General features: G+C 65.8%; 16 protein-coding genes. 7 read left to right on the plus strand and 9 right to left on the minus strand.

Translation table 11 applies throughout. From position 1 onward, the window contains the following. Positions 1-10: 10 nt before the first annotated feature. The 4 genes from cysT to AC4OR5_RS11165 all read right to left on the minus strand — a co-directional run bounded on the left by cysT (position 11) and on the right by AC4OR5_RS11165 (position 4,794). Positions 11-829: a sulfate ABC transporter permease subunit CysT gene (cysT, locus tag AC4OR5_RS11150; protein ID WP_003084241.1), complete on the minus strand. Its 819-nt coding sequence runs from the start codon at positions 827-829 to the stop codon at positions 11-13. 161 nt (positions 830-990) lie between these two features. Next, positions 991-1,989: a sulfate ABC transporter substrate-binding protein gene (locus AC4OR5_RS11155; protein ID WP_003084243.1), complete on the minus strand. Its 999-nt coding sequence runs from the start codon at positions 1,987-1,989 to the stop codon at positions 991-993. A 176-nt stretch (positions 1,990-2,165) separates the two neighbouring features. Beyond that, positions 2,166-2,348 carry a sulfur starvation response protein OscA gene (gene oscA / locus AC4OR5_RS11160; protein WP_003084246.1) on the minus strand — a complete coding sequence of 61 codons (183 nt, stop codon included), beginning with the start codon at positions 2,346-2,348 and terminating at the stop codon, positions 2,166-2,168. Positions 2,349-2,511: 163 nt separating this feature from the next. Beyond that, on the minus strand, positions 2,512-4,794 hold the full coding sequence (locus tag AC4OR5_RS11165; RefSeq protein WP_003084250.1) for a putative bifunctional diguanylate cyclase/phosphodiesterase: 2,283 nt from the start codon (positions 4,792-4,794) through the stop codon (positions 2,512-2,514). Between the two features lie 171 nt (positions 4,795-4,965). Between AC4OR5_RS11165 and desA the strand changes: the two genes are divergently transcribed. From desA to AC4OR5_RS11195, 6 genes are all read left to right on the plus strand, one after another. Beyond that, positions 4,966-6,144 carry a delta-9 fatty acid desaturase DesA gene (gene desA / locus AC4OR5_RS11170; protein ID WP_003104496.1) on the plus strand — a complete coding sequence of 393 codons (1,179 nt, stop codon included), beginning with the start codon at positions 4,966-4,968 and terminating at the stop codon, positions 6,142-6,144. Positions 6,145-6,372: 228 nt separating this feature from the next. Continuing rightward, entirely contained in the window at positions 6,373-7,758 is a 1,386-nt protein-coding gene (locus tag AC4OR5_RS11175; RefSeq protein WP_003104497.1) for a sodium:solute symporter family protein, read from the plus strand. 55 nt (positions 7,759-7,813) lie between these two features. Then, positions 7,814-8,770, plus strand: coding sequence for an agmatinase (speB, locus tag AC4OR5_RS11180; RefSeq protein WP_003104498.1), 957 nt, complete (start codon positions 7,814-7,816; stop codon positions 8,768-8,770). A gap of 52 nt (positions 8,771-8,822) precedes the next feature. Continuing rightward, positions 8,823-9,785 (plus strand): LysR family transcriptional regulator, encoded by a 963-nt coding sequence (locus AC4OR5_RS11185; protein ID WP_003128540.1) that lies wholly within the window; start codon positions 8,823-8,825, stop codon positions 9,783-9,785. A gap of 112 nt (positions 9,786-9,897) precedes the next feature. Further along, entirely contained in the window at positions 9,898-10,869 is a 972-nt protein-coding gene (locus AC4OR5_RS11190; RefSeq protein ID WP_003084261.1) for a GGDEF domain-containing protein, read from the plus strand. 613 nt (positions 10,870-11,482) lie between these two features. After that, on the plus strand, positions 11,483-12,865 hold the full coding sequence (locus AC4OR5_RS11195) for an OprD family porin (RefSeq protein ID WP_009875698.1): 1,383 nt from the start codon (positions 11,483-11,485) through the stop codon (positions 12,863-12,865). A gap of 134 nt (positions 12,866-12,999) precedes the next feature. Here the strand turns inward: AC4OR5_RS11195 and aguA are convergent, their stop codons facing one another. The 5 genes from aguA to AC4OR5_RS11220 all read right to left on the minus strand — a co-directional run bounded on the left by aguA (position 13,000) and on the right by AC4OR5_RS11220 (position 18,652). Continuing rightward, positions 13,000-14,106, minus strand: a complete 1,107-nt coding sequence (gene aguA / locus AC4OR5_RS11200) for an agmatine deiminase (protein ID WP_058160844.1) — start codon at positions 14,104-14,106, stop codon at positions 13,000-13,002. Positions 14,107-14,191: 85 nt separating this feature from the next. Further along, the gene (gene aguB / locus AC4OR5_RS11205; RefSeq protein WP_003111119.1) at positions 14,192-15,070 is read right to left on the minus strand and encodes an N-carbamoylputrescine amidase; all 879 of its coding nucleotides are present in this window, start codon (positions 15,068-15,070) and stop codon (positions 14,192-14,194) included. A gap of 162 nt (positions 15,071-15,232) precedes the next feature. Next, positions 15,233-15,898 (minus strand): TetR/AcrR family transcriptional regulator, encoded by a 666-nt coding sequence (locus AC4OR5_RS11210; protein ID WP_058160845.1) that lies wholly within the window; start codon positions 15,896-15,898, stop codon positions 15,233-15,235. A 60-nt stretch (positions 15,899-15,958) separates the two neighbouring features. Continuing rightward, complete coding sequence (locus tag AC4OR5_RS11215; RefSeq protein WP_003084273.1) at positions 15,959-17,020, minus strand: polyamine ABC transporter substrate-binding protein; 1,062 nt, start codon at positions 17,018-17,020, stop codon at positions 15,959-15,961. Between the two features lie 255 nt (positions 17,021-17,275). Then, complete coding sequence (locus tag AC4OR5_RS11220) at positions 17,276-18,652, minus strand: glutamine synthetase family protein (RefSeq protein ID WP_003112937.1); 1,377 nt, start codon at positions 18,650-18,652, stop codon at positions 17,276-17,278. A gap of 278 nt (positions 18,653-18,930) precedes the next feature. Between AC4OR5_RS11220 and AC4OR5_RS11225 the strand changes: the two genes are divergently transcribed. Next, positions 18,931-19,683 (plus strand): gamma-glutamyl-gamma-aminobutyrate hydrolase family protein, encoded by a 753-nt coding sequence (locus AC4OR5_RS11225; RefSeq protein ID WP_003112938.1) that lies wholly within the window; start codon positions 18,931-18,933, stop codon positions 19,681-19,683. Positions 19,684-19,717 lie beyond the last annotated feature (34 nt).

Below are 19,717 nucleotides of genomic sequence, written 5' to 3' on the forward strand. Positions count from 1 at the left end.
GGCGCCCTCCTTACGGGGTTTCGATGCGGCGCTGCAGCAGGTTGATCAGCAGCAGCAGGATGAAGGACACCACCAGCATCAGCACGCCGATGGCGGTGGCGCCGGTGTAGTCGTACTGGTCCAGCTTGACCATGATCAGCAGCGGCAGGATCTCGGTCTTCATCGGCATGTTGCCGGCGATGAAGATCACCGAGCCGTATTCGCCGACGCCCCGGGCGAAGGCCAGGGCGAAACCGGTCAGCCAGGCCGGCAGCAGCGCTGGCACGAGGATATGGCGGAACACCTGCAGCGGCCTGGCGCCGAGGCAGGCGGCGGCTTCCTCGACTTCCTTGGGAATGTCGGCGAGCACCGGCTGCACCGTGCGGACCACGAACGGCAGGGTCACGAAGGTCAGCGCCAGGGTGATCCCCAGGGGGGTATAGGCGATCTTGAAGCCGAGGTCGCTGGCGAACTGGCCGACCAGGCCGGCCGGCGCATAGAGCGCGGTGAGGGCGATGCCGGCGACGGCAGTGGGCAGGGCGAAGGGCAGGTCGATCATGGCGTCGATGATCTTCCGTCCGGGGAATTCGTAGCGCACCAGGACCCAGGCCAGCAGCGTACCGATCAAGCCATTGAGCACGGCGGCGGCGAGCGCGGTGCCGAAGCTCAGCTTGAGCGCGGCGAGCACCCGCGGCGCGCTGATGATGGCCCAGAATTGCTCCCAGCTGAGCTGGGTGGTCTTGAGGAACATGGCCCCCAGCGGGATCAGGACCAGCAGGCTGAGGTACACCAGGGTGTATCCCAGGGTCAGCCCGAAGCCGGGTATGACCGGGGAAATGCGTCGTGACATGTTCTGTCCTTACTCTGCGTTGGAACGCTTGGTGGCTCTCCCGGTGCCGGTTCCTTCCGGCAGTGGGCCCGGTACGGTACCGGGCCTGCCAGCCCCCTCGCCCATCCGGGAGAGGGTCTGGGAGAGGGGCCGTGGTTCGGGCGACGGGCCTGCCGTCGCGATCATTGCGCCTGGTAGATCTGGTCGAAGATGCCACCGTCGTTGAAGAACTTCGGCTGGGCCGTCTTCCAGCCGCCGAAATCGGAGTCGACGGTGACCAGGTTCAGTTTCGGGAACTGCGTGGCGAACTCGGCGGCGACCTTCTGGTTGCGCGGCCGGTAGAAGTTCTGCGCGGCGATGCGCTGGCCTTCCTCGCTGTACAGGTATTGCAGGTAGGCCTCGGCGACCTTGCGGGTGCCTTTCTTCTCGACCACCTTGTCGACCACCGCGACCGGCGGTTCGGCGAGGATGGAGATGGAGGGTACGACGATCTCGAAGTTTTCCCCGCCCTGTTCCTTCTTCGCCAGGAACGCCTCGTTCTCCCAGGCCAGCAGCACGTCGCCGATCTGGTTGTTGACGAAGGTGATGGTCGAGCCGCGGGCGCCGGTGTCGAGCACCGGTACGTGCTTGTACAGCGCCTGCACGTAGTCCTTGGCCTTCTCGTCGCTGCCGTACTGCTTCTTCGCCCAGGCCCAGGCGGCGAGGAAGTTCCAGCGCGCGCCGCCGGAGGTCTTCGGGTTCGGCGTGATGACTTCCACGCCTTCCTTGGTCAGGTCGCCCCAGTCCTTGATGCCCTTGGGGTTGCCCTTGCGCACCAGGAACACGATGGTCGAGGTGTAGGGGGTGCTGTTGTCCGGCAGGCGTGCCTGCCAGTCGGCCGGCAGCAGCTTGCCGAGCTTGTGCAGTTCGTCGATGTCGCCAGCCAGGGCCAGGGTCACCACGTCGGCCTTGAGCCCGTCGATCACCGCGCGGGCCTGCTTGCCGGAGCCGCCGTGGGACTGCTGGACGGTCAGGTCCTCGCCGCCCTGGGCCTTCCAGTGCTTGATGAAGGCCGCGTTGTAGGCCTGGTACAGCTCGCGGGTCGGGTCGTAGGAAACGTTCAGCAGTTGCGTGGCCGCGGCAACCGGGCCGGAGACCAGGGCGCTGGCGAGTGCGGCCAGGGCGAAACGACGAAGGGACATGTGCAGCTCCTAGGTGTGTGCTGTTTCGATTGTTCTAATGGGGTGTTGGCGGAACGACGGGAACACGGGGCGTCAGGCGCGCATTCGCGGCCGACAGCTGCAGTACCGGTGCGGATGGGGTATCGAACGGATGTTCATGGCGAGACGCCTCCGGTGGTCCAGTCGGGTCGTGTGCTTCAGGCCTGCTTGACGGCCGGTTGCTGCAGACGGAATTTTTCCTTGCGCTCGATCTGCACCACCTGGCCGTTGTGCACGGTAATCTCGACGGCGCCGAAGCGCAGGCCGCGCAGGGCACTCTGGATTTCACGCAGGATGGTGGCTTCGTCCTGGCCATCCAGGCTTCTGAGGGTTGCGCTCATGGGTCTCTGCTCCTGTGGCTCGAGGTGCCGCGTTGCTCGACGAAGTGGAGGCGGCGTGAGGCGCATAGTAAGCAGTGGGCAATATTCTTAAAAATATTGTTTAAGAATCTTTATAGGTAAAGTGGTTATAAGACGGCGAAGCGGCCCGGCTTCGCCGCCAGGCTCAGTCTTCCGGCAGCGCCACGGGCGGCAGGTCGAAGCGCAGCGCTTCGGCCGGTTGCGGCCGTCCGTACCAGTAGCCTTGGCCGAAGTCGCAGCCATGTTCGCGCAGGAACAGCGCCTGGTCCTGGTGCTCGATGCCCTCGGCAACCACGCGCAGGCCCATGCTTTGCGCCAGGGCAACGATCGCCCGGGCGATCGCGGCGTCGTCCACCGCGCCGGGCAGGCCGGCGACGAAGCCCTGGTCGATCTTCAGCTTGTGTACCGGCAGCCGCTTGAGGCGCATCAGCGAGGAATAGCCGGTGCCGAAGTCGTCGATGGCCAGGTTCACGCCGAGGATGCGCAGGCGGCAGAGCAGGTTGAGGGACTGCTCGAAGTCCTCCATCACCGCGCTTTCGGTGACTTCCAGCTCCAGGTAGCGGGGCTCCAGCCCGGACTCTTCCAGGGCATTGGCGATCCTTTCTTCCAGGCCGCCGCGGTTGAACAGCCGGCTGGAGACGTTGACCGCGACGAACTCCAGCTCGACACCGCGCTGTTGCCACTCGCGCATCTGCCGGCAGGCACGCTTGAGCACCCAGTTGTCCAGCGCGGCGATCAGCCCGCATTCCTCCGCCACCGGGACGAACTCGCCTGGCGGCACCAGGCCGCGCTCGGGATGCTGCCAGCGCACCAGCGACTCGACGCCGACGATCCGCCCGCTGGCCAGGTCGTGCACCGGCTGGTAGTGGACGCGCAGTTCGTCGTGCTCCAGCGCATGGCGCAGGGCCGACTCCACCTGGACATGGGCGCGGGCCCGGGCGGTCAGCACGCGGGTGTAGAAGGCGTAGGCGTTGCGCCCGCTGTCCTTGGCCTGGAACAGCGCGGCGTCGGCGTGTTGCATCAGGTGGTCGACGTCGCTGGCGTCTTCCGGGTAGAGGCTGACACCGAGGCTGGCGCTGATATAGATCGGCTGGCAGTGGATGTCGAACGGCGCGTTGAAACCGTCGAGGATGCGCTGTGAGAGTCGCGCGACGGCTTCCGGGTCGTCGTTCTCGACGAGGATGGCGAATTCGTCGCCGCCCAGTCGCGACAGCAGGCAGCGCTCGTCGAGCTGGTGTTGCAGGCGCTTGCTGACCTCCTTGAGGAGCATGTCGCCAGTTGTATGGCCGAGGCTGTCGTTGATGTGCTTGAAGTGGTCGAGGTCGATCAGCAGCAGGGCCCCGGCCACCGTCCGGTCCTTGCCGTTCTCCAGCGCCTGCTCGATGCGCTCGCGCAGCAGCACGCGGTTGGGCAGGCCGGTCAGCGAGTCGTGGTGGGCGAGGAAGTCCAGCTCGTTCTCCGAGCGCTTGATGCTGCTCAGGTCGGAGAACACCCCGACGTAGTGGGTCAGTTGGCCCTGGTCGTTGCGCACCGCGCGGATGTGCAGCCACTGCGGGTAGATCTCGCCGCTCTTGCGCCGGTTCCAGATCTCTCCGCTCCAGACGTCCTGCTCGCGCAGGGCCAGCCACAGGCGCTGGTAGAACGCCTGGTCCTGGCGGCCGGAGCGGAGGATCGCCGGGGTCTTGCCGAGCACGTCCTCGGAACGGTAGCCGGTGATGCGCTCGAAGGAAGGGTTGACGTGCACGATCACCGCCTGGGCATCGGTGACCAGAACGCCCTCGCGGGTGCTGTCGAACACCGCCGCGGCCTGGCGCAGGTGGTCTTCCTTGAGCCGCTGCAGGGTGATGTCGCGGGCCACGCCGGTGTAGTGCAGCGGCTTGCCCAGGGCGTCGCGGAGGACCCGGCCGCGCGAGTGGATCCAGCGGTAGTCGCCGTCCTTGTGGCGCAGGCGGTAGATGTGGTCGAGATTGTCGGTCAGGCCCTGCAGGTGGTTGCGGTGGGCCTCCAGCACGGTGGCGTACTCTTCCGGGTGCAGGCGCTTCTTCCAGGTCTCGATGGGGTCGCCGAGTTCCTCCGGGGCGAGGCCGATCAGCGCGGCGTAGCCCGGCGAGACGAACATCCGGTCGGTCACCAGGTCCCAATCCCAGAGTCCGTCGCGCACCGCTTCCAGGGCACGGTTCAGGCGCTGCTCGCTGCCGTGCAGTTCGTCGTAGGCCTGGGCCTTGCGGCGAAACTGGCGTACCAGGTAGAGGTACAGGAGCAGGCCGGTGGCGGCGAAGAAGAACAGCCGCTTGGCGGTCATCCAGAACACCAGCTGGTCGTGGTCCTGGACCTGGTTTTGTAACAAATGATCGCTCAGGAACGCCCAGGCGATGGCGATTGCGAGATAAGCCAGGCTCAGGCGAAGGGCACTCAGGCGGGGGCTCATGGGATTTTCAGTGGGCAATTATTGGCCGGGCAGTATAAATGATGGCCATCCGGCCCTGTTCATATCTAAAAGAACGGATGGTAATCCCCAGCCGCTTGGTGATAATGCCCCCAGGTTTTGTCAGACAAGGCCCTCATCACTCCCAAATCCCCCCGAGGTTCAGTACCGCCTATGTGGTTCAACGGTTTTCTCGACCTGTCGCCCTGGCAACTGGTGGCAGTTACCCTGGTGCTGACGCATATCACCATCGTCAGCGTGACCGTCTACCTGCATCGCTATTCCGCCCACCGTGCACTCGACCTGCACCCTGCGTTGCAGCACTTCTTCCGTTTCTGGTTGTGGTTGACCACAGGGATGAACACGCGCGAATGGACCGCGATCCACCGTAAGCACCATGCCAAGTGCGAGACCGTCGAGGATCCGCACAGCCCGGTGCACAAGGGCCTGTTCACCGTCCTGCGCGCAGGCGCTGAGCTGTACAAGGCCGAGGCGAAGAACCAGGACACCCTGCGCATCTACGGCAAGAACTGCCCGGACGACTGGATCGAGCGCAATCTCTACTCGCGCTTCCCGATCGGCGGCGTGGTGCTGATGGCGCTCATCGACCTGGCCCTGTTCGGCGCCCTTGGCCTGACCGTCTGGGCCGTGCAGATGGTATGGATTCCGTTCTGGGCCGCCGGCGTGGTCAACGGCCTCGGCCACGCGGTCGGCTATCGCAACTTCGAATGCCGCGACGCCGCCACCAACCTGGTGCCCTGGGGCATCCTCATCGGTGGCGAAGAGCTGCACAACAACCACCACACCTACCCGAACTCGGCCAAGCTGTCGGTGAAGAAGTGGGAATTCGACCTGGGCTGGGCCTGGATCAAGCTGTTCAGTTTCCTGCGCCTGGCCAGGGTCGCCCGGGTTGCGCCGATCGCCCATCGGGTCGAAGGCAAGCACAGCCTGGATATGGATACCGCCATGGCGATCCTCAACAACCGCTTCCAGATCATGGCGCAGTACCGCAAGCTGGTGATCGCGCCGCTGGTCAAACAGGAAGTGGCCAAGGCCGACGAGTCGGTGCGCCACCTGTTCCGCCGCGCCAAGCGCCTGCTGTCGCGCGAGACCAGCCTGCTGCAGGACCGCCACCACGTGCGCATCGACTCGATGCTCGCCCACAGCCAGGCGCTGAAGGTGATCTACGAGAAGCGCCTGGCGTTGCAGCAGATCTGGGCCAAGACCAGCGCCAACGGCCACGACATGCTGGCGGCGATCAAGGACTGGGTGCATGAGGCGGAAGCCAGCGGTATCCAGTCGCTGAAGGAGTTCGCCGCGCAACTGAAGACTTACTCGCTGCGTCCCGCCTGACGCCTGGCGCGCCCTCGCGGGTGCGTCAGCCGCCTCTGCAACGCGCCGGCTCCTGCCGGCGCGTTGCGTTTCGGCGTCGCCAATGCGACGCCCCGCCGATACTTCTCTTCCTCCGCAAGTCGACTTGCCCGATCCGGGATTCAGCCCGGGCGGCGCCCGGCCTATCTTCGGCGTGCCCAGGCGCCACGCCGGGCGTCACGCAGAACAACAAGAAAAGGAGCGCGGGCGATGTTGCTGGATTACCTGATCATGCTGGTCTACGCCCTGGCCATGCTGGGCCTGGGCTGGTACGGAATGCGCAAGGCGAAGAGCCAGAGCGATTTCCTCGTCGCCGGACGCCGTCTCGGCCCCGGCCTCTACCTGGGAACCATGGCCGCGGTGGTGCTCGGCGGCGCGTCGACCATCGGTACGGTCAAGCTCGGCTACCAGTTCGGCCTGTCCGGCTTGTGGTTGGTGTTCATGCTCGGCCTGGGGATCATCGTCCTCAGCCTGGTGTTCTCGCGGCAGATCGCGCGCCTGCGGGTGTTCACCGTGACCCAGGTGCTGGAGCAGCGCTACCAGGCCTCCTCGCGCCTGATCGGCGGGGTGGTCATGGTCGCCTACGACCTGATGGTGGCGGTCACCGCGACCATCGCCATCGGCTCGGTCACCGAGGTGGTATTCGGCATCCCGCGGATCCCGGCGATCCTCTGCGGTGGCGGGATCGTCATCGTCTATTCGGTGATCGGCGGCATGTGGTCCCTTACGCTGACCGACATCATCCAGTTCGTGATCAAGACCGTCGGTATCTTCCTGGTCCTGCTGCCGTTGTCGATCGACGGCGCCGGTGGCCTGGCGCGCATGCAGGAGGTGCTGCCGGCGGGCTTTTTCGACCTCGGCCACATCGGCCTGGATACCATACTCACCTACTTCCTCCTGTACTTCTTCGGCGCGCTGATCGGCCAGGACATCTGGCAGCGGGTGTTCACCGCGCGCAGCGAGACGGTGGTGCGCTACGCCGGGCTTGGCGCCGGCGTCTACTGCATGCTCTACGGCGCCGCCTGCGCGCTGATCGGCGCGGCGGCGCGGGTCCTCCTGCCGGACCTGGCGGTGCCGGAGAACGCCTACGCCGAGATCACCCGCGAGGTACTGGCGCCGGGCCTGCGCGGCCTGGTGGTGGCGGCCGCGCTGTCGGCGATCATGTCCACCGCCAGTGGGTGCCTGCTGGCGGCGGCCACCGTGCTGCAGGAAGACATCTACGCGCGCTTCCTGCGCCCCGGTACCACCAGCGACATCCGCCTGAGCCGTTGCATCACCCTGCTGATGGGCGTGGCGATGCTGGTCCTGGCGTGCCTGGTCAATGACGTCATCGCGGCCCTGAGCATCGCCTACAACCTGCTGGTCGGTGGCCTGCTGGTGCCGATCGTCGGCGCGCTGCTGTGGCGTCGGGCCAGTCCGCAGGGAGCGATCGCCAGCATCGTCGCCGGTTGCCTGGCGGTGATCGCCTGCATGGCCCGCGACGGCCTGCTCGCCAACTCGCCGATCGTCTACGGCCTGCTGGCCAGCCTGGCGACCTTCGTCGCGGTCAGCCTGGCCACCCGTCCTGCCGCCAGCCTGCGAGCCCAGCCGGAATGAGCCCACCGCGCCGGGCGGCGCCCGGCGCTTTCTTCCTGCCACACGGAGACGCCCCATGTCGAACGATCATCCGCAGCCCCTCGACGCCGCCGAGATTCCCCGCTTCGCCGGTATCCCGACCTTCATGCGCCTGCCGGCGTTCACCGACCCGGCGGCGCTGCAGGTCGGCCTGATCGGCGTGCCCTGGGACGGCGGCACCACCAACCGCGCCGGTGCCCGCCATGGCCCGCGCGAGGTGCGCAACCTGTCCAGCCTGATGCGCAAGGTGCATCACGTCAGCCGCATCGCGCCCTACGACCTGGTGCGGGTCGGCGACCTCGGCGACGCGCCGGTGAATCCCATCGACCTGCTCGATTCGCTGCGCCGCATCGAAGGCTTCTATCGCCAGGTCCATGCCGCCGGCACCCTGCCGCTGTCGGTCGGTGGCGACCACCTGGTGACCCTGCCGATCTTTCGCGCCCTGGGTCGCGAGCGGCCGCTGGGCATGGTGCATTTCGATGCGCATTCCGATACCAACGACCGCTACTTCGGCGACAACCCCTACACCCACGGCACGCCATTCCGCCGAGCCATCGAGGAAGGTCTGCTCGATCCGCTGCGCACGGTGCAGATCGGCATCCGCGGCTCGGTGTATTCGCCGGACGACGACGCTTTCGCCCGCGAGTGCGGCATCCGCGTGATCCACATGGAGGAGTTCGTCGAACTGGGCGTCGAGGCGACCCTGGCCGAAGCGCGGCGGGTGGTGGGCGACGGGCCGACCTATGTGAGTTTCGACGTCGACGTGCTCGACCCGGCCTTCGCGCCCGGCACCGGCACCCCGGAGATCGGCGGCATGACCAGCCTCCAGGCCCAGCAGCTGGTCCGCGGCCTGCGCGGGCTGGACCTGGTCGGCGCCGACGTGGTGGAAGTCTCGCCGCCGTTCGATGTCGGCGGCGCCACGGCGCTGGTGGGGGCGACCATGATGTTCGAGCTGCTCTGCCTGCTTGCCGAGTCGGCCGCGCGAAGCGCCTGACGGCGTTCCGCCGGCCCGGCTTTGGCGCTATAACGAAGGCGGACCGAACGCCATGGGGGCGGGAATGCTGGGCAACCTCAACGACATCGACCTGCGCATGCTGCGGACCTTCTGCGCCATCGTCGAGGCCGGCGGCTTCACTGCCGCCCAGGCGCGCCTGAACACCAGCCTGTCGCGCCTGAGCGTGCTGGTGCGCGACTTGGAGGTGCGCCTGGGCTATTCCCTGTGCCGGCGCGGCAACGGCGGTTTCCAGTTGACCGAGGAGGGACAGGAACTCTACGACGCCGCGCTCGGCCTGTTCAGCGACATCGCCCGTTTCCGCGAGCAGGTCCGTGGCCTCGGCGGGCGCGATCGCGAGGCGTTGCACCTGGGCTGCGTCGATGGCGTCATCGGCCAGCATTGCCTACCGTTGCCGCTGGCCATCCGGCTGTTTCGCCAGCGCGCCCCGGAGGTGCTGCTCAAGCTGCACACGCGGCGTCCCGACGAACTCGAGCACGCGGTGCTGGAAGAGCGCCTGCAACTGGCGGTGGGGGCCTTCCACCACCGGTTGTCCGGGCTCTACTACCAACCCCTGTTCCGCGAGGAGCAGAACCTCTATTGCGGCAGCGCGCACCCCTTCTTCGCCCGGGCGGACGACGAACCGGCGCTGGACGAGATCTGCGCCGCCGACTATGTCGGCCGCGGCTACATGGCGGAAAACCACCGCCCGCACGACCTGCGCTTCAACCAGGGAACCGACGCCTACACCATGGAGGCCATCGCTACCCTGGTCTTCAGCGGTACCTACATCGGCTACCTGCCGACGCACTATGCCGCCACCTGGGTCGCCGAAGGGCGCATGCGGGCGATCCGGCCACGGCAACTGGCCTACGACTCGGAATTCCATTGCATTACCCGCCAGGGACACGAAGAACGACCGACCCTGACCCTGTTCCTGCGCTCGCTGTTCGAGGCGCAGAAACAACTGGGCGTGCAGGCTCCGGCGAATACGAACGGCATCGCTCGGCAATTGTGACCGAGCGCACTGGCTGGAGCCTTTCCCTGCCGTTCGGCGGGCATTTCTGTATCGCCGCGACCCCTGCGCTAAGTTGGCGGTCGAACCCGTTCCGCGAGCAGAGCGACGATCCATGGACGACCTAACCGGCATTCCCGAAGACCCGCAGGAGGCCGCGCTGGCCTTGCTGCACAGCCGTGCCGAAGTGGCCCGGCTGAAGGAGCGCGAGCAACTCTTCAGCGCCTTGCTGGCCAGCGTCAACTCGGTGCTCTGGGCCTACGACTGGCAGAACCGGCGAATGGTCTACGTCAGCCCCGCCTACGAGAAAATCTTCGGCCGTTCCGCGGCGCTGCTGCTGGCGGACTACGAGGAATGGCGCAACAGCATCTACCCGGACGACCTCGACTACGCCGACAGCAGCCTGCTGCAGGTGCTCGAACGTGGCGCCGTGGAACAACGCGAATACCGCATCGTGCGTGGCGACGGCGAGGTCCGCTGGCTCAACGACAAGTGCTTCGTCAGCCGCCAGGGCGAGGCGGGACTGCCGCTGATGGTGGTGGGCATCGCCGAGGACATCACCGACAAGAAGCACATGGAGAGCGAGCTGCAACGGCTGGCCACCACCGATGTGCTGACCCAGAGCAGCAACCGTCGCTATTTCTTCGACAGTGCCGAGGCGGCCTTCAAGGAGTGTCGCCGCGAGGGGATACCGTTGGCGTTCCTGCTGCTGGACGTCGATGACTTCAAGAAGATCAACGACCGCTTCGGCCACCAGGTCGGCGACCAGGTCCTCCAGCGTATCGCCCAGAGCGGCAGTGCCGCGTTGCGCCGTGGCGACCTGTTCGGGCGGATCGGCGGCGAGGAGTTCGCCGTGCTGCTGCCCGGCTGCGACGAGCAGACCGCGCGACAGATCGGCGAACGCCTGCAGCGCGAGGTGCAACGCCTGCGCTTCCAGGAGGGCGAACAAAGCTTCGGGATCACCGTCAGCCAGGGCCTGACGGTCCTCCAGGCTGATGACGAGGGGCTCGGTGCCCTCTACAGCCGGGCCGACGCCGCGATGTACTCGGCCAAGCGCCAGGGCAAGGACTGCATCGTCGTGGGCTGACCGCTGGGCAAACGTTTCCGTTTTGTCGACGGCGCCACGGAATACCTCTTTGGGGAGGCGACCGGCAGGCTGCGGCTGCGGTACAATATTCCTTAAAGCTATTAAATACGAATAATTAATTCTTTTTAGGTTTATTGCGGATATTTTACTGTTTATTACCCACGCGCTATAAAGCGCAGGAAATAACGATTTTCTGAAACGTGGCGGTAACTCGCCAGAAAGGAAGCTGTAATAGGCGGTTTTCTGCCGATACCCTCCGGCCCGTCAGCCGGGAGAAGGGCAGGAAGCCCGAGAGGACGCGAAGGCGGAGCCCGATGGAAAGATTGGCTTACAAATTGCCTTCACTGGCGGTGGGTCGAGACACCCGCCGCACAATAACAAGACACGAGTACACCCATGCACACGCTTCCGTTCGCTGCCTCCCTGCCTGCTTGCCTGCCCCGTCGTTCCATCGTCGCGGGTTGCGCCGTTTCCTGATCCATCGAATGCCGAGTTTCGCGCGCGCCATCTTCCGGGATGGTTCGGCGCTCAGTGTTTCAACGACCGGTCGGGCCCACGCGTTCCACTTCCCCCGACCGGAAGACAATTAGCAATACCAATGGGGAAAAGACCAATGAAGAGTCGCAAGATCAACAAGTCACGACTGGCCCTGGCCATCACTGCCGGTACCCTCGGTGCCCTGGCGCAACAGGCGGTCGCCGCCGGTTTCATCGAGGACAGCAAGGCATCGCTGACCCTGCGCAACTTCTACATCAATACCGACAACCGCAATGGCAGCGCCTCGCCGAGCAAGCAGGAAGAGTGGGGCCAGGGCTTCATCCTGAATTACCAGTCGGGCTTCACCCAGGGCACCGTTGGCTTCGGCGTCGACGCGCTGGGCCTGCTCGGCGTGCGCCTGGACGGCGGCGGCCGTGCCGGCAAGAGCGGCCTGGACCGCCAGCCGGGCACCGTGTTCCCGCTGGAAAGCAACGGCGAGCCGGTGCACGACTTCGCCAGCCTGGGCCTGACCGCCAAGGCCAAGGTATCCAACACCGAGTTCCGCTACGGCACCCTGCAGCCGAAGCTGCCGGTGGTCACCTACAACGACGGCCGCCTGCTGCCGGTCACCTTCGAGGGCGGCCAGGTCACCTCGACCGATCTCAAGGACTTCACCCTGGTTGCCGGCCAACTGGAGCACTCCAAGGGCCGTAACTCCACCGACAACCGCAGCCTGAGCATCGCCGGCGCCAACGGCAGCAGCGCCAGCTCGCGCGACAGCAACAAGTTCTACTACGCGGGTGGCGACTACAAGGTCAACAAGGACCTGACCCTGCAGTACTACTACGGCAACCTGGACGACTTCTACAAGCAGCACTTCCTCGGCCTGATCCACAACTGGCAGATTGGCCCGGGCGTCCTGAAGACCGACCTGCGCGCCTTCGACAGCAGCTCCGACGGCAAGAACGGCAGCCGTTCCGGCCGTGCCGACGGCTACGTCAGCAGCGGCTACTACGGCAGCGGCGTGACCAAGGGCGAAGTCGACAACCGCGCCTTCAGCGGCCTCTTCACCTATACCGTCAGCGGCCACAGCATCGGTGCCGGCTACCAGATCCTCAACGGCGACAGTGACTTCCCGTTCCTGAACCGTGGCGATGGCGAAGGTTCCACCGCGTACCTGATCACCGACGTGCAGATCGGCAAGTTCCAGCGTGCCGGCGAGCGCACCTGGCAGGTCCGCTACGGCTACGACTTCGCCACCGTCGGCGTGCCGGGCCTGACCTTCAACACCATTTACCTGAGCGGCGACAAGATCAAGACCGCCCGCGGCGACCAGAGCGAGTGGGAACGCGATATCTCCCTGGCCTACGTGATCCCGGACGGCACCTTCAAGGGCCTGGGCTTCACCTGGAAGAACGCCTCCTTCCGCAGCGGCCTGCCGGCCGCCGGTTCGAGCAACAACCAGCGCGACCAGGACGAGAACCGCCTGATCGTCAGCTACACCCTGCCGCTGCTGTAAGCTCCGGCCGGACAGGAAAAAGCCCGCGTCCTCCAGGAGGACGCGGGCTTTTTTCATTCAGGGCGCCACTCGGCGTGCCGGGCCGGCCAGGGCGAACAGCGCCGCGGCTGGCCATCCGCCCTGCGGGATGCCCGTCAGGCCTTGCGCGGCGCCGGTTGCTGCTGGGTGATGCAATGGATGTTGCCGCCGCCGAGGAGGATCTCGCGCCCCGGGACCATCACCACCTCGTGCTCGGGGAACACCCGCTGGAGGATCGCCCTGGCCTCGGCGTCCTTGGGATCGTCGAAGCTCGGCGCGACGATGCCGCCGTTGACGATCAGGAAGTTCACGTAGGAACCGGCCAGGCGAATGGAGGGATCGCGCGGCTGGCTGCCCTCGACGATATCCACGCCGTCGCACTCTTCCTGGGTCGCATACAGCGGGCCGGGGATCGGCATCTTGTGCACCACCAGCTTGCGTCCCTTGGCGTCGCGGCTTTCTTCCAGCACGCGGAGGGCGGCCTGGCAGCGCAGGTAGTTCGGGTCGTCCTGGTCGTCGGTCCAGGCCAGCAGCACCTCGCCGGGACGCACGTAGCAGCAGAAGTTGTCGACGTGGCCGTCGGTCTCGTCGTTGTAGAGGCCGTTCGGCAGCCAGATGATGCTGTCCACCGCAAGGTAGTCGCGCAGGGTCCGCTCGATCTCCGCCTGGCTCAGGTGCGGGTTGCGGTTGTGGTTGAGCAGGCATTCCTCGGTGGTGATCAGCGTGCCTTCGCCGTCGACGTGGATCGAGCCGCCCTCGAGGACGAAGTCGTCGGTGCGGTAGCGGGCGCGCCGTTCGATCTCGAGGATCTTGCGTGCCACCTGGTCGTCGCGCTGCCAGGGGAAGTACAGGCCGCCTTCGAAGCCGCCCCAGGCGTTGAAGCCCCAGTCGACGCCGCGTACGTCGCCCTTGTCGTCGATGACGAAGGTCGGGCCGGTGTCGCGGACCCAGGCATCGTCGCTGCTGATTTCCACGACGCGGATGTTGCCGTCGTCGAGGCGTGCGCGCGCGTTCTCGTACTGCCCGGCGCTGGCGCAGACGGTGACCGGCTCGAAGCGCGCGATGGCCTTGGCCACCGCGGCGAAGGCCGCCTGGGCCGGCTTGCCGCCGTTGCGCCAGTTGTCCGGGCGCTCCGGCCAGACCATCCAGGTCTGCTCGTGGGGTTCCCATTCGGCGGGCATGCGGAAGACGTCGGCGCGTGGGGTGCTGGTCGGATTGCTCATCGCTGCTCCTGAAATCGTTGCTATGCGCGGCGGACGCCGGCGCGGAATGCGCGGGGCGTCCCCGCGCGGATCGTTTCCCGAGGCCTCAGGACTCCAGCGAACCGTCGAGGGTCTTCAGCGGACCGTAGAGGTTCGGCCGGCGGTCGCGGAACACGCCCCAGGCGCTGCGGGTGCGCTCCAGCGCATCGAGGTCGAAGGTGTGGACAAGGATACCTTCCTCGGTGCGGTTCAGCTCCTCGACTTTCTCGCCGAACGGGTCGGCGATGAACGAAGAACCATAGAAGGTGATGTCGTAGCCGTCCTGCTCCTCGCGGCCGATGCGGTTGGAAGCCACCAGCGGCATCAGGTTGGCTCCGGCATGGCCTTGCTGCACGCGCTGCCAGTGATCGCGCGAGCTGATGCTGGCGTCGTGCGGTTCGCTACCGATGGCGGTCGGGTAGAACAGGAGTTCCGCGCCGAGCAACGCCATGCTGCGCGCCGATTCGGGGAACCACTGGTCCCAGCAGATACCGACGCCGATCCGTGCGTAGCGGGTCTGCCAGACCTTGAAGCCGGTGTCGCCCGGATTGAAGTAGTACTTCTCGTGGTAGCCCGGGCCGTCCGGGATGTGGCTCTTGCGGTAGACCCCGAGGTTGCCGCCATCGGCGTCGATGACCGCGATGCTGTTGAAGCGGGCGCGCCCGGCGCGTTCGAAGAAGCTGATCGGCAATACCACCTGCAACTCCCGGGCGAGGGCCTGGAAGTGGGCGATGGCGGCGTTCTCCTCGACCGTGGTGGCCAGCTGCAGGTAGTCCGGGTTCGGCTTCTGGCAGAAGTAGGGAGTCTCGAACAGTTCCTGGATCAGGATGATCTGCGCACCCCTGGCGGCGGCCTGGCGCACCAGTTTCTCGGCGCGGGCGATGTTCGCCGGACGATCCCAGGAGCAGGCCATCTGGGTGGCGGCGACGGTGACGTTGCGGGTCATGGAACACCTCGTGTGCTGGCTCGGATGGCTGCCGGGCTTGGCGGCGGCCGGTTGTGGGTCGGGCGGGCGGGAACGGGGTGTCGCGCCCGATCGAGTGATGGGCGGATTTATATCCGATAAAAATCGGACTGTGAAGCGGCTTAAGGGGGTGTTATGGATTTTCTATCGATTTAAATCGGATATAAATCCGGATAATGGTTCGCTACGCTTTTCCAGGATCGGCGGCAGGTAGAGCCCCAGGTAGGCGTCGAACACCCGCATGCCTTCTTCCGCCAGGCGTGCGTCGATGATCCCGTGACGCTGTACCGACAATGCGTAGACGCGATCGCCTAGCTCCATGGCCAGGCTGAAGATCTCGATATCGGTCGGCAGCGGTGGCAGCAGGAAATGCCGCTCGAACAGGGCGCGCATGGCCTGGCCGAGTTGCACGTCATGCTGGCGATCGGCCTGGGTGACTTCGGCCAGGCCGTGGCTGGCGAGAATCAGTTGGCGGGCCGCCGCGTCGCGGGCGTAGACCGCCAGCATGCGCTCCTCGACGATCCGCGACAGGTCGCGCCAGCAGCGCAGGCCTGCATGGTCCACCGGCTGTTCGAGGCACGCGCGGAAGGCGGCGTGGACCTCGCCGGTCAGCCCCTGGAGCAGGGCCGGCACGCTGGGGAAGAAGTGGTAGACCGACGATGGCGGCATTTCTGCGCGTTCGGCCACGCTATAGATGGTCAGGCCGCCGATGCCTTCGTCGGCGAGCAGGCCGCGAGCGGCGTCGAGGATCGCGGCGATCCGGGCCTGGCTGCTGGCGCGGGGCTTGCGGATGGACGAGGTGGGCTGCATGGCGGGTCTCCGGGCGTGAGCGGCTATTGGACGCCAGCTCACGCGACCGGGGCAAGCCGCTCAGTGGCTGGCGCCGCGGAAGGCCTTCCAGATCTCGTCGACCACCGGCCGGAGTTTTTCCGGCGGCGTTTCCAGGGCGAACAGGCGGCGGCTGGTGTCGCGGTCCGGATACAGGCCGGGTTGCTGGCGCAGGGCGGGATCGAGGAAGCCGGCGGCGTCGGCGTTGCCGCTGGGGTAGAGGGTGGCGGCGGTGATCTGTGCGGCGATCTTCGGTTGCATCAGGTAGTCGATGAAGCGGTGCGCCTGTCGTGGATGCTGGGCGCTGGCCGGAATCACCAGGTTGTCGATGAACAGCACCGAGCCTTCCTGCGGTACCTCGAAACTTACCGGCTGGCCCGCCTTGGCCGCGCGCAGGGCGTCGCCGACCCAGGCCATGGCCAGGCAGAGGCGACCGCCTTCGAGGTCGGCGATGTAGCGCTCGCTGTCGACGTAGCGCAGGTTCGGTCGCAGTCCGTGCAGCGCCTCGGCGGCGCGGCGTACCTGGCTCGGAGCGGTACGACCGAGGTTGCGGCCCTGGTAGTTGAGGAGGATCGCCAGGGTTTCGTCCGGCGCGTCCAGCAGGCTGATGCCGCAGCTTTTCAGGCGCTGGCTCTGGCTGGCGTCGAACAGCAGGCTCCAGCTGTTGGGCAGCGGCCCGCCATAGGCGGCTTCGGCCTGCGGGGTGTTGATGGCCAGGCCTACGGCACCCCATAGATAGGGGACGGCGTGGCGATTGTCAGGATCGACCGCGGCCAGTTTGCTCAGCAATTGACGGTCGAGATGGCTGCGGTTGGGCAGCTGGGTGAAGTCCAGCGGCCGCAGCAGGTTGTCCTTCAGCAGGGCCGGCAGGGTGTCGTGGGAGGGGACGGCGACGTCGATCGCCTCGCCACTGCGCAGCGCCTTGTCCAGTTCCTCGGCGGTGGCGAAGGTGTGGTACTCGACGCGGATGCCGGTGTCCTTCTGGAAGGACTCGAGCACCTGCGGGTCGATGTAGTCGTTCCAGTTGTAGACGCGCAGGGTCTCCTCGGCCTGGGCCAGCCAGGGCGCGAGGGCGAGGAACAGCAGGACGGAAAGGCGGGGCATGGAATCTTCTCGCTGGACGGAACGGAGCGGACGATGGTGCCGGAGCCACGCGGCAGCGGCATTGATGCAGGCCAGCATCGAGTCTGGCGGGAGGCGTGGCGGCAGGCTGTGCCGTGGCGCACATTTCCCGGTTCCGAGAAAAGGACCGGGGCGGTTTCCCAGACACAGACGCCCCCGCGTTGAGTGTCTGCGAAACCGCCCCGGATTTCGCTGCGTACGGCGCCGGCCCGGAGCCGGCGCGCCGATACCGCTACCTCAGACGGTATGCAGGTACCAGTTGTACTCGAGGTCGGAGATCGAGTGCTCGAACTCCTCCAGCTCGCTTTCCTTGCAGGCGACGAAGATGTCGATGTACTTCGGGTCGATGTACTTCGCCATGATCTCGCTTTCGTCCAGCTCACGCAGGGCGTCGCGCAGGTTGTTCGGCAGGCTCGGCTCCATCTGTTCGTAGGAGTTGCCTTCGATCGGCGCGCCCGGCTCGACCTTGTTGGTCAGCCCGTGATGAACGCCGGCCAGCACCGCTGCCAGTAGCAGGTAGGGGTTGGCGTCGGCGCCGGCCACGCGGTGTTCCAGGCGTACCGCGTCCGGGCTGCCGGTGGGCACGCGCAGGGCCACGGTGCGGTTGTCCAGGCCCCAGCTCGGCGCGTTCGGCACGTAGAACTGCGAACCGAAGCGGCGGTAGGAGTTGACGTTCGGGCAGAGGAAGGCCATGGAGGCCGGCAGGGTCTCGAGCACACCGCCGATCGCATGGCGCAATGCGGCGTTCTGCTCGGGATCCTCGCTGGTGAAGATGTTGTTGCCGTGCTTGTCGAGCAGCGAGATATGCACGTGCAGTCCGTTCCCGGCCTGGCCCGGATAGGGCTTGGCCATGAAGGTGGTGTCCATCTCGTGGTCGTAGGCGATGTTCTTGACCAGGCGCTTGAGCAGCACCGCGTGGTCGCAGGCCTTGAGGGCGTCGTTGACGTGGTTGAGGTTGACCTCGAACTGCGCCGGTGCGGATTCGGCGACGATGGCGTCGGCCGGGATGCCCTGGGCGCGGGCGCCGTCGATGATGTCCTGGAGGCACTCGACGTATTCGTCGAGGTCGTCGATGGAGTACACCTGCACCGACTGCGGACGTTTGCCGGAGATCGGCGAGCGCGGCGGTTGCGGCCGGCCGTTCACGTTCTCCTGGTCGATCAGGTAGAACTCCAGCTCGAAGGCGGCGACGATGGTCAGTTCCATCTCGGTGAACCTGGCCACCACCTGGCGCAGGACTTCGCGGGGGTCGGCGAAGAACGGCTCGCCTTCCAGTTCGTGCATGGTCATCAGCAGTTGCGCGGTCGGGCGCTTCTGCCAGGGTTCCATGGAGAGGGTGCCGGGGATCGGGTAGCAGATCCGGTCGGCGTCGCCGATGTCGAGACCCAGGCCGGTACTCTCTACGGTGGAGCCGGTGATATCGAGGGCGAACAGGGAAGCGGGGAGATTGATACCTTTTTCGAAGACTTTGTTCAGACTGTTGCGTTCGATCCGCTTGCCGCGAACCACGCCATTCATGTCTGCAATAAGGAGGTCGACGAACTGGACCTCGGGATGTTCCTTGAGGAACTCGCTCGGTTCAGTGAGCTGAACGGCACGCTGGGGTACCGACATGATGCAACACCTTTTTTGTTAAAAATTTCAATCATGCGGGGGGTAGGCTATGAGTCAATCCGAAAGCCTGTGGGATGTCAATAGCCGCCAAAAACGCCCTCTTGTGGGGCGTTGAGGCCGTTTTCAGGGCATTTTCGCCGGACGAAAAGCCGAAAAAAACCTCGCGTCGAAGGGTGTTCAGGAGTGCGTGTTCAATTTTTTACAGGCCTATTGTGTAAAAAAATGAACAACGCTAAGCTCGGTCAAACCCCATAACATCTACAAACAACGGGTGTCTCATGTCTCGCCTGCCGTTAATCGGCGTCACCGCCTGCACCAAGCAGATCGGTCTTCATCCCTACCACATTGCCGGCGACAAATATCTGCGTGCCGTCGTCAACGGCGCTGGCGGTCTCCCGCTGATCATTCCTGCGCTGGGCGAGTCGATCGACCAGGCAGCCCTGCTGGACAGCGTCGACGGCTTGCTCTTCACTGGCTCGCCGTCGAACGTCGAGCCCCGTCATTATAGTGGACCGGCGAGCGAGCCCGGCACCCTCCACGACTCCGACCGCGACGCCACCACGCTGCCGCTGGTCCGCGCCGCCATCGACGCCGGCATTCCGGTCCTCGGCATCTGCCGCGGTTTCCAGGAAATGAACGTGGCTTTCGGCGGCAGCCTGCACCAGAAGGTGCACGAGGTCGGAACCTTCATGGACCACCGCGAGCCGGCCGACCAGCCGCTCGAGGTTCAGTACGCGCCGCGCCATGCCATGCATGTGCAGCCGGGCGGAGTGCTCGCCGGTATCGGCTTGCCGAGCGAGTTCCAGGTCAATTCCATCCATGGCCAGGGCGTTGATCGTCTGGCGCCGGGCCTTCGAGTAGAAGCACTGGCGCCTGACGGGTTGGTCGAAGCCATCTCCGTAGAAGGTGCAAAAGCCTTCGCTCTTGGTGTGCAATGGCACCCGGAGTGGCAGGTTCTGACGAACCCCAACTATCTCGCTATCTTCCAGGCTTTCGGTAAGGCCTGCAGCAAGAGGGCGGGGCAACGTTGAGTCCGGCTGTTGGGGCCGGACTCTCAACCCTGAG

It is taken from the genome of Pseudomonas sp. YA1 (assembly GCF_058680555.1).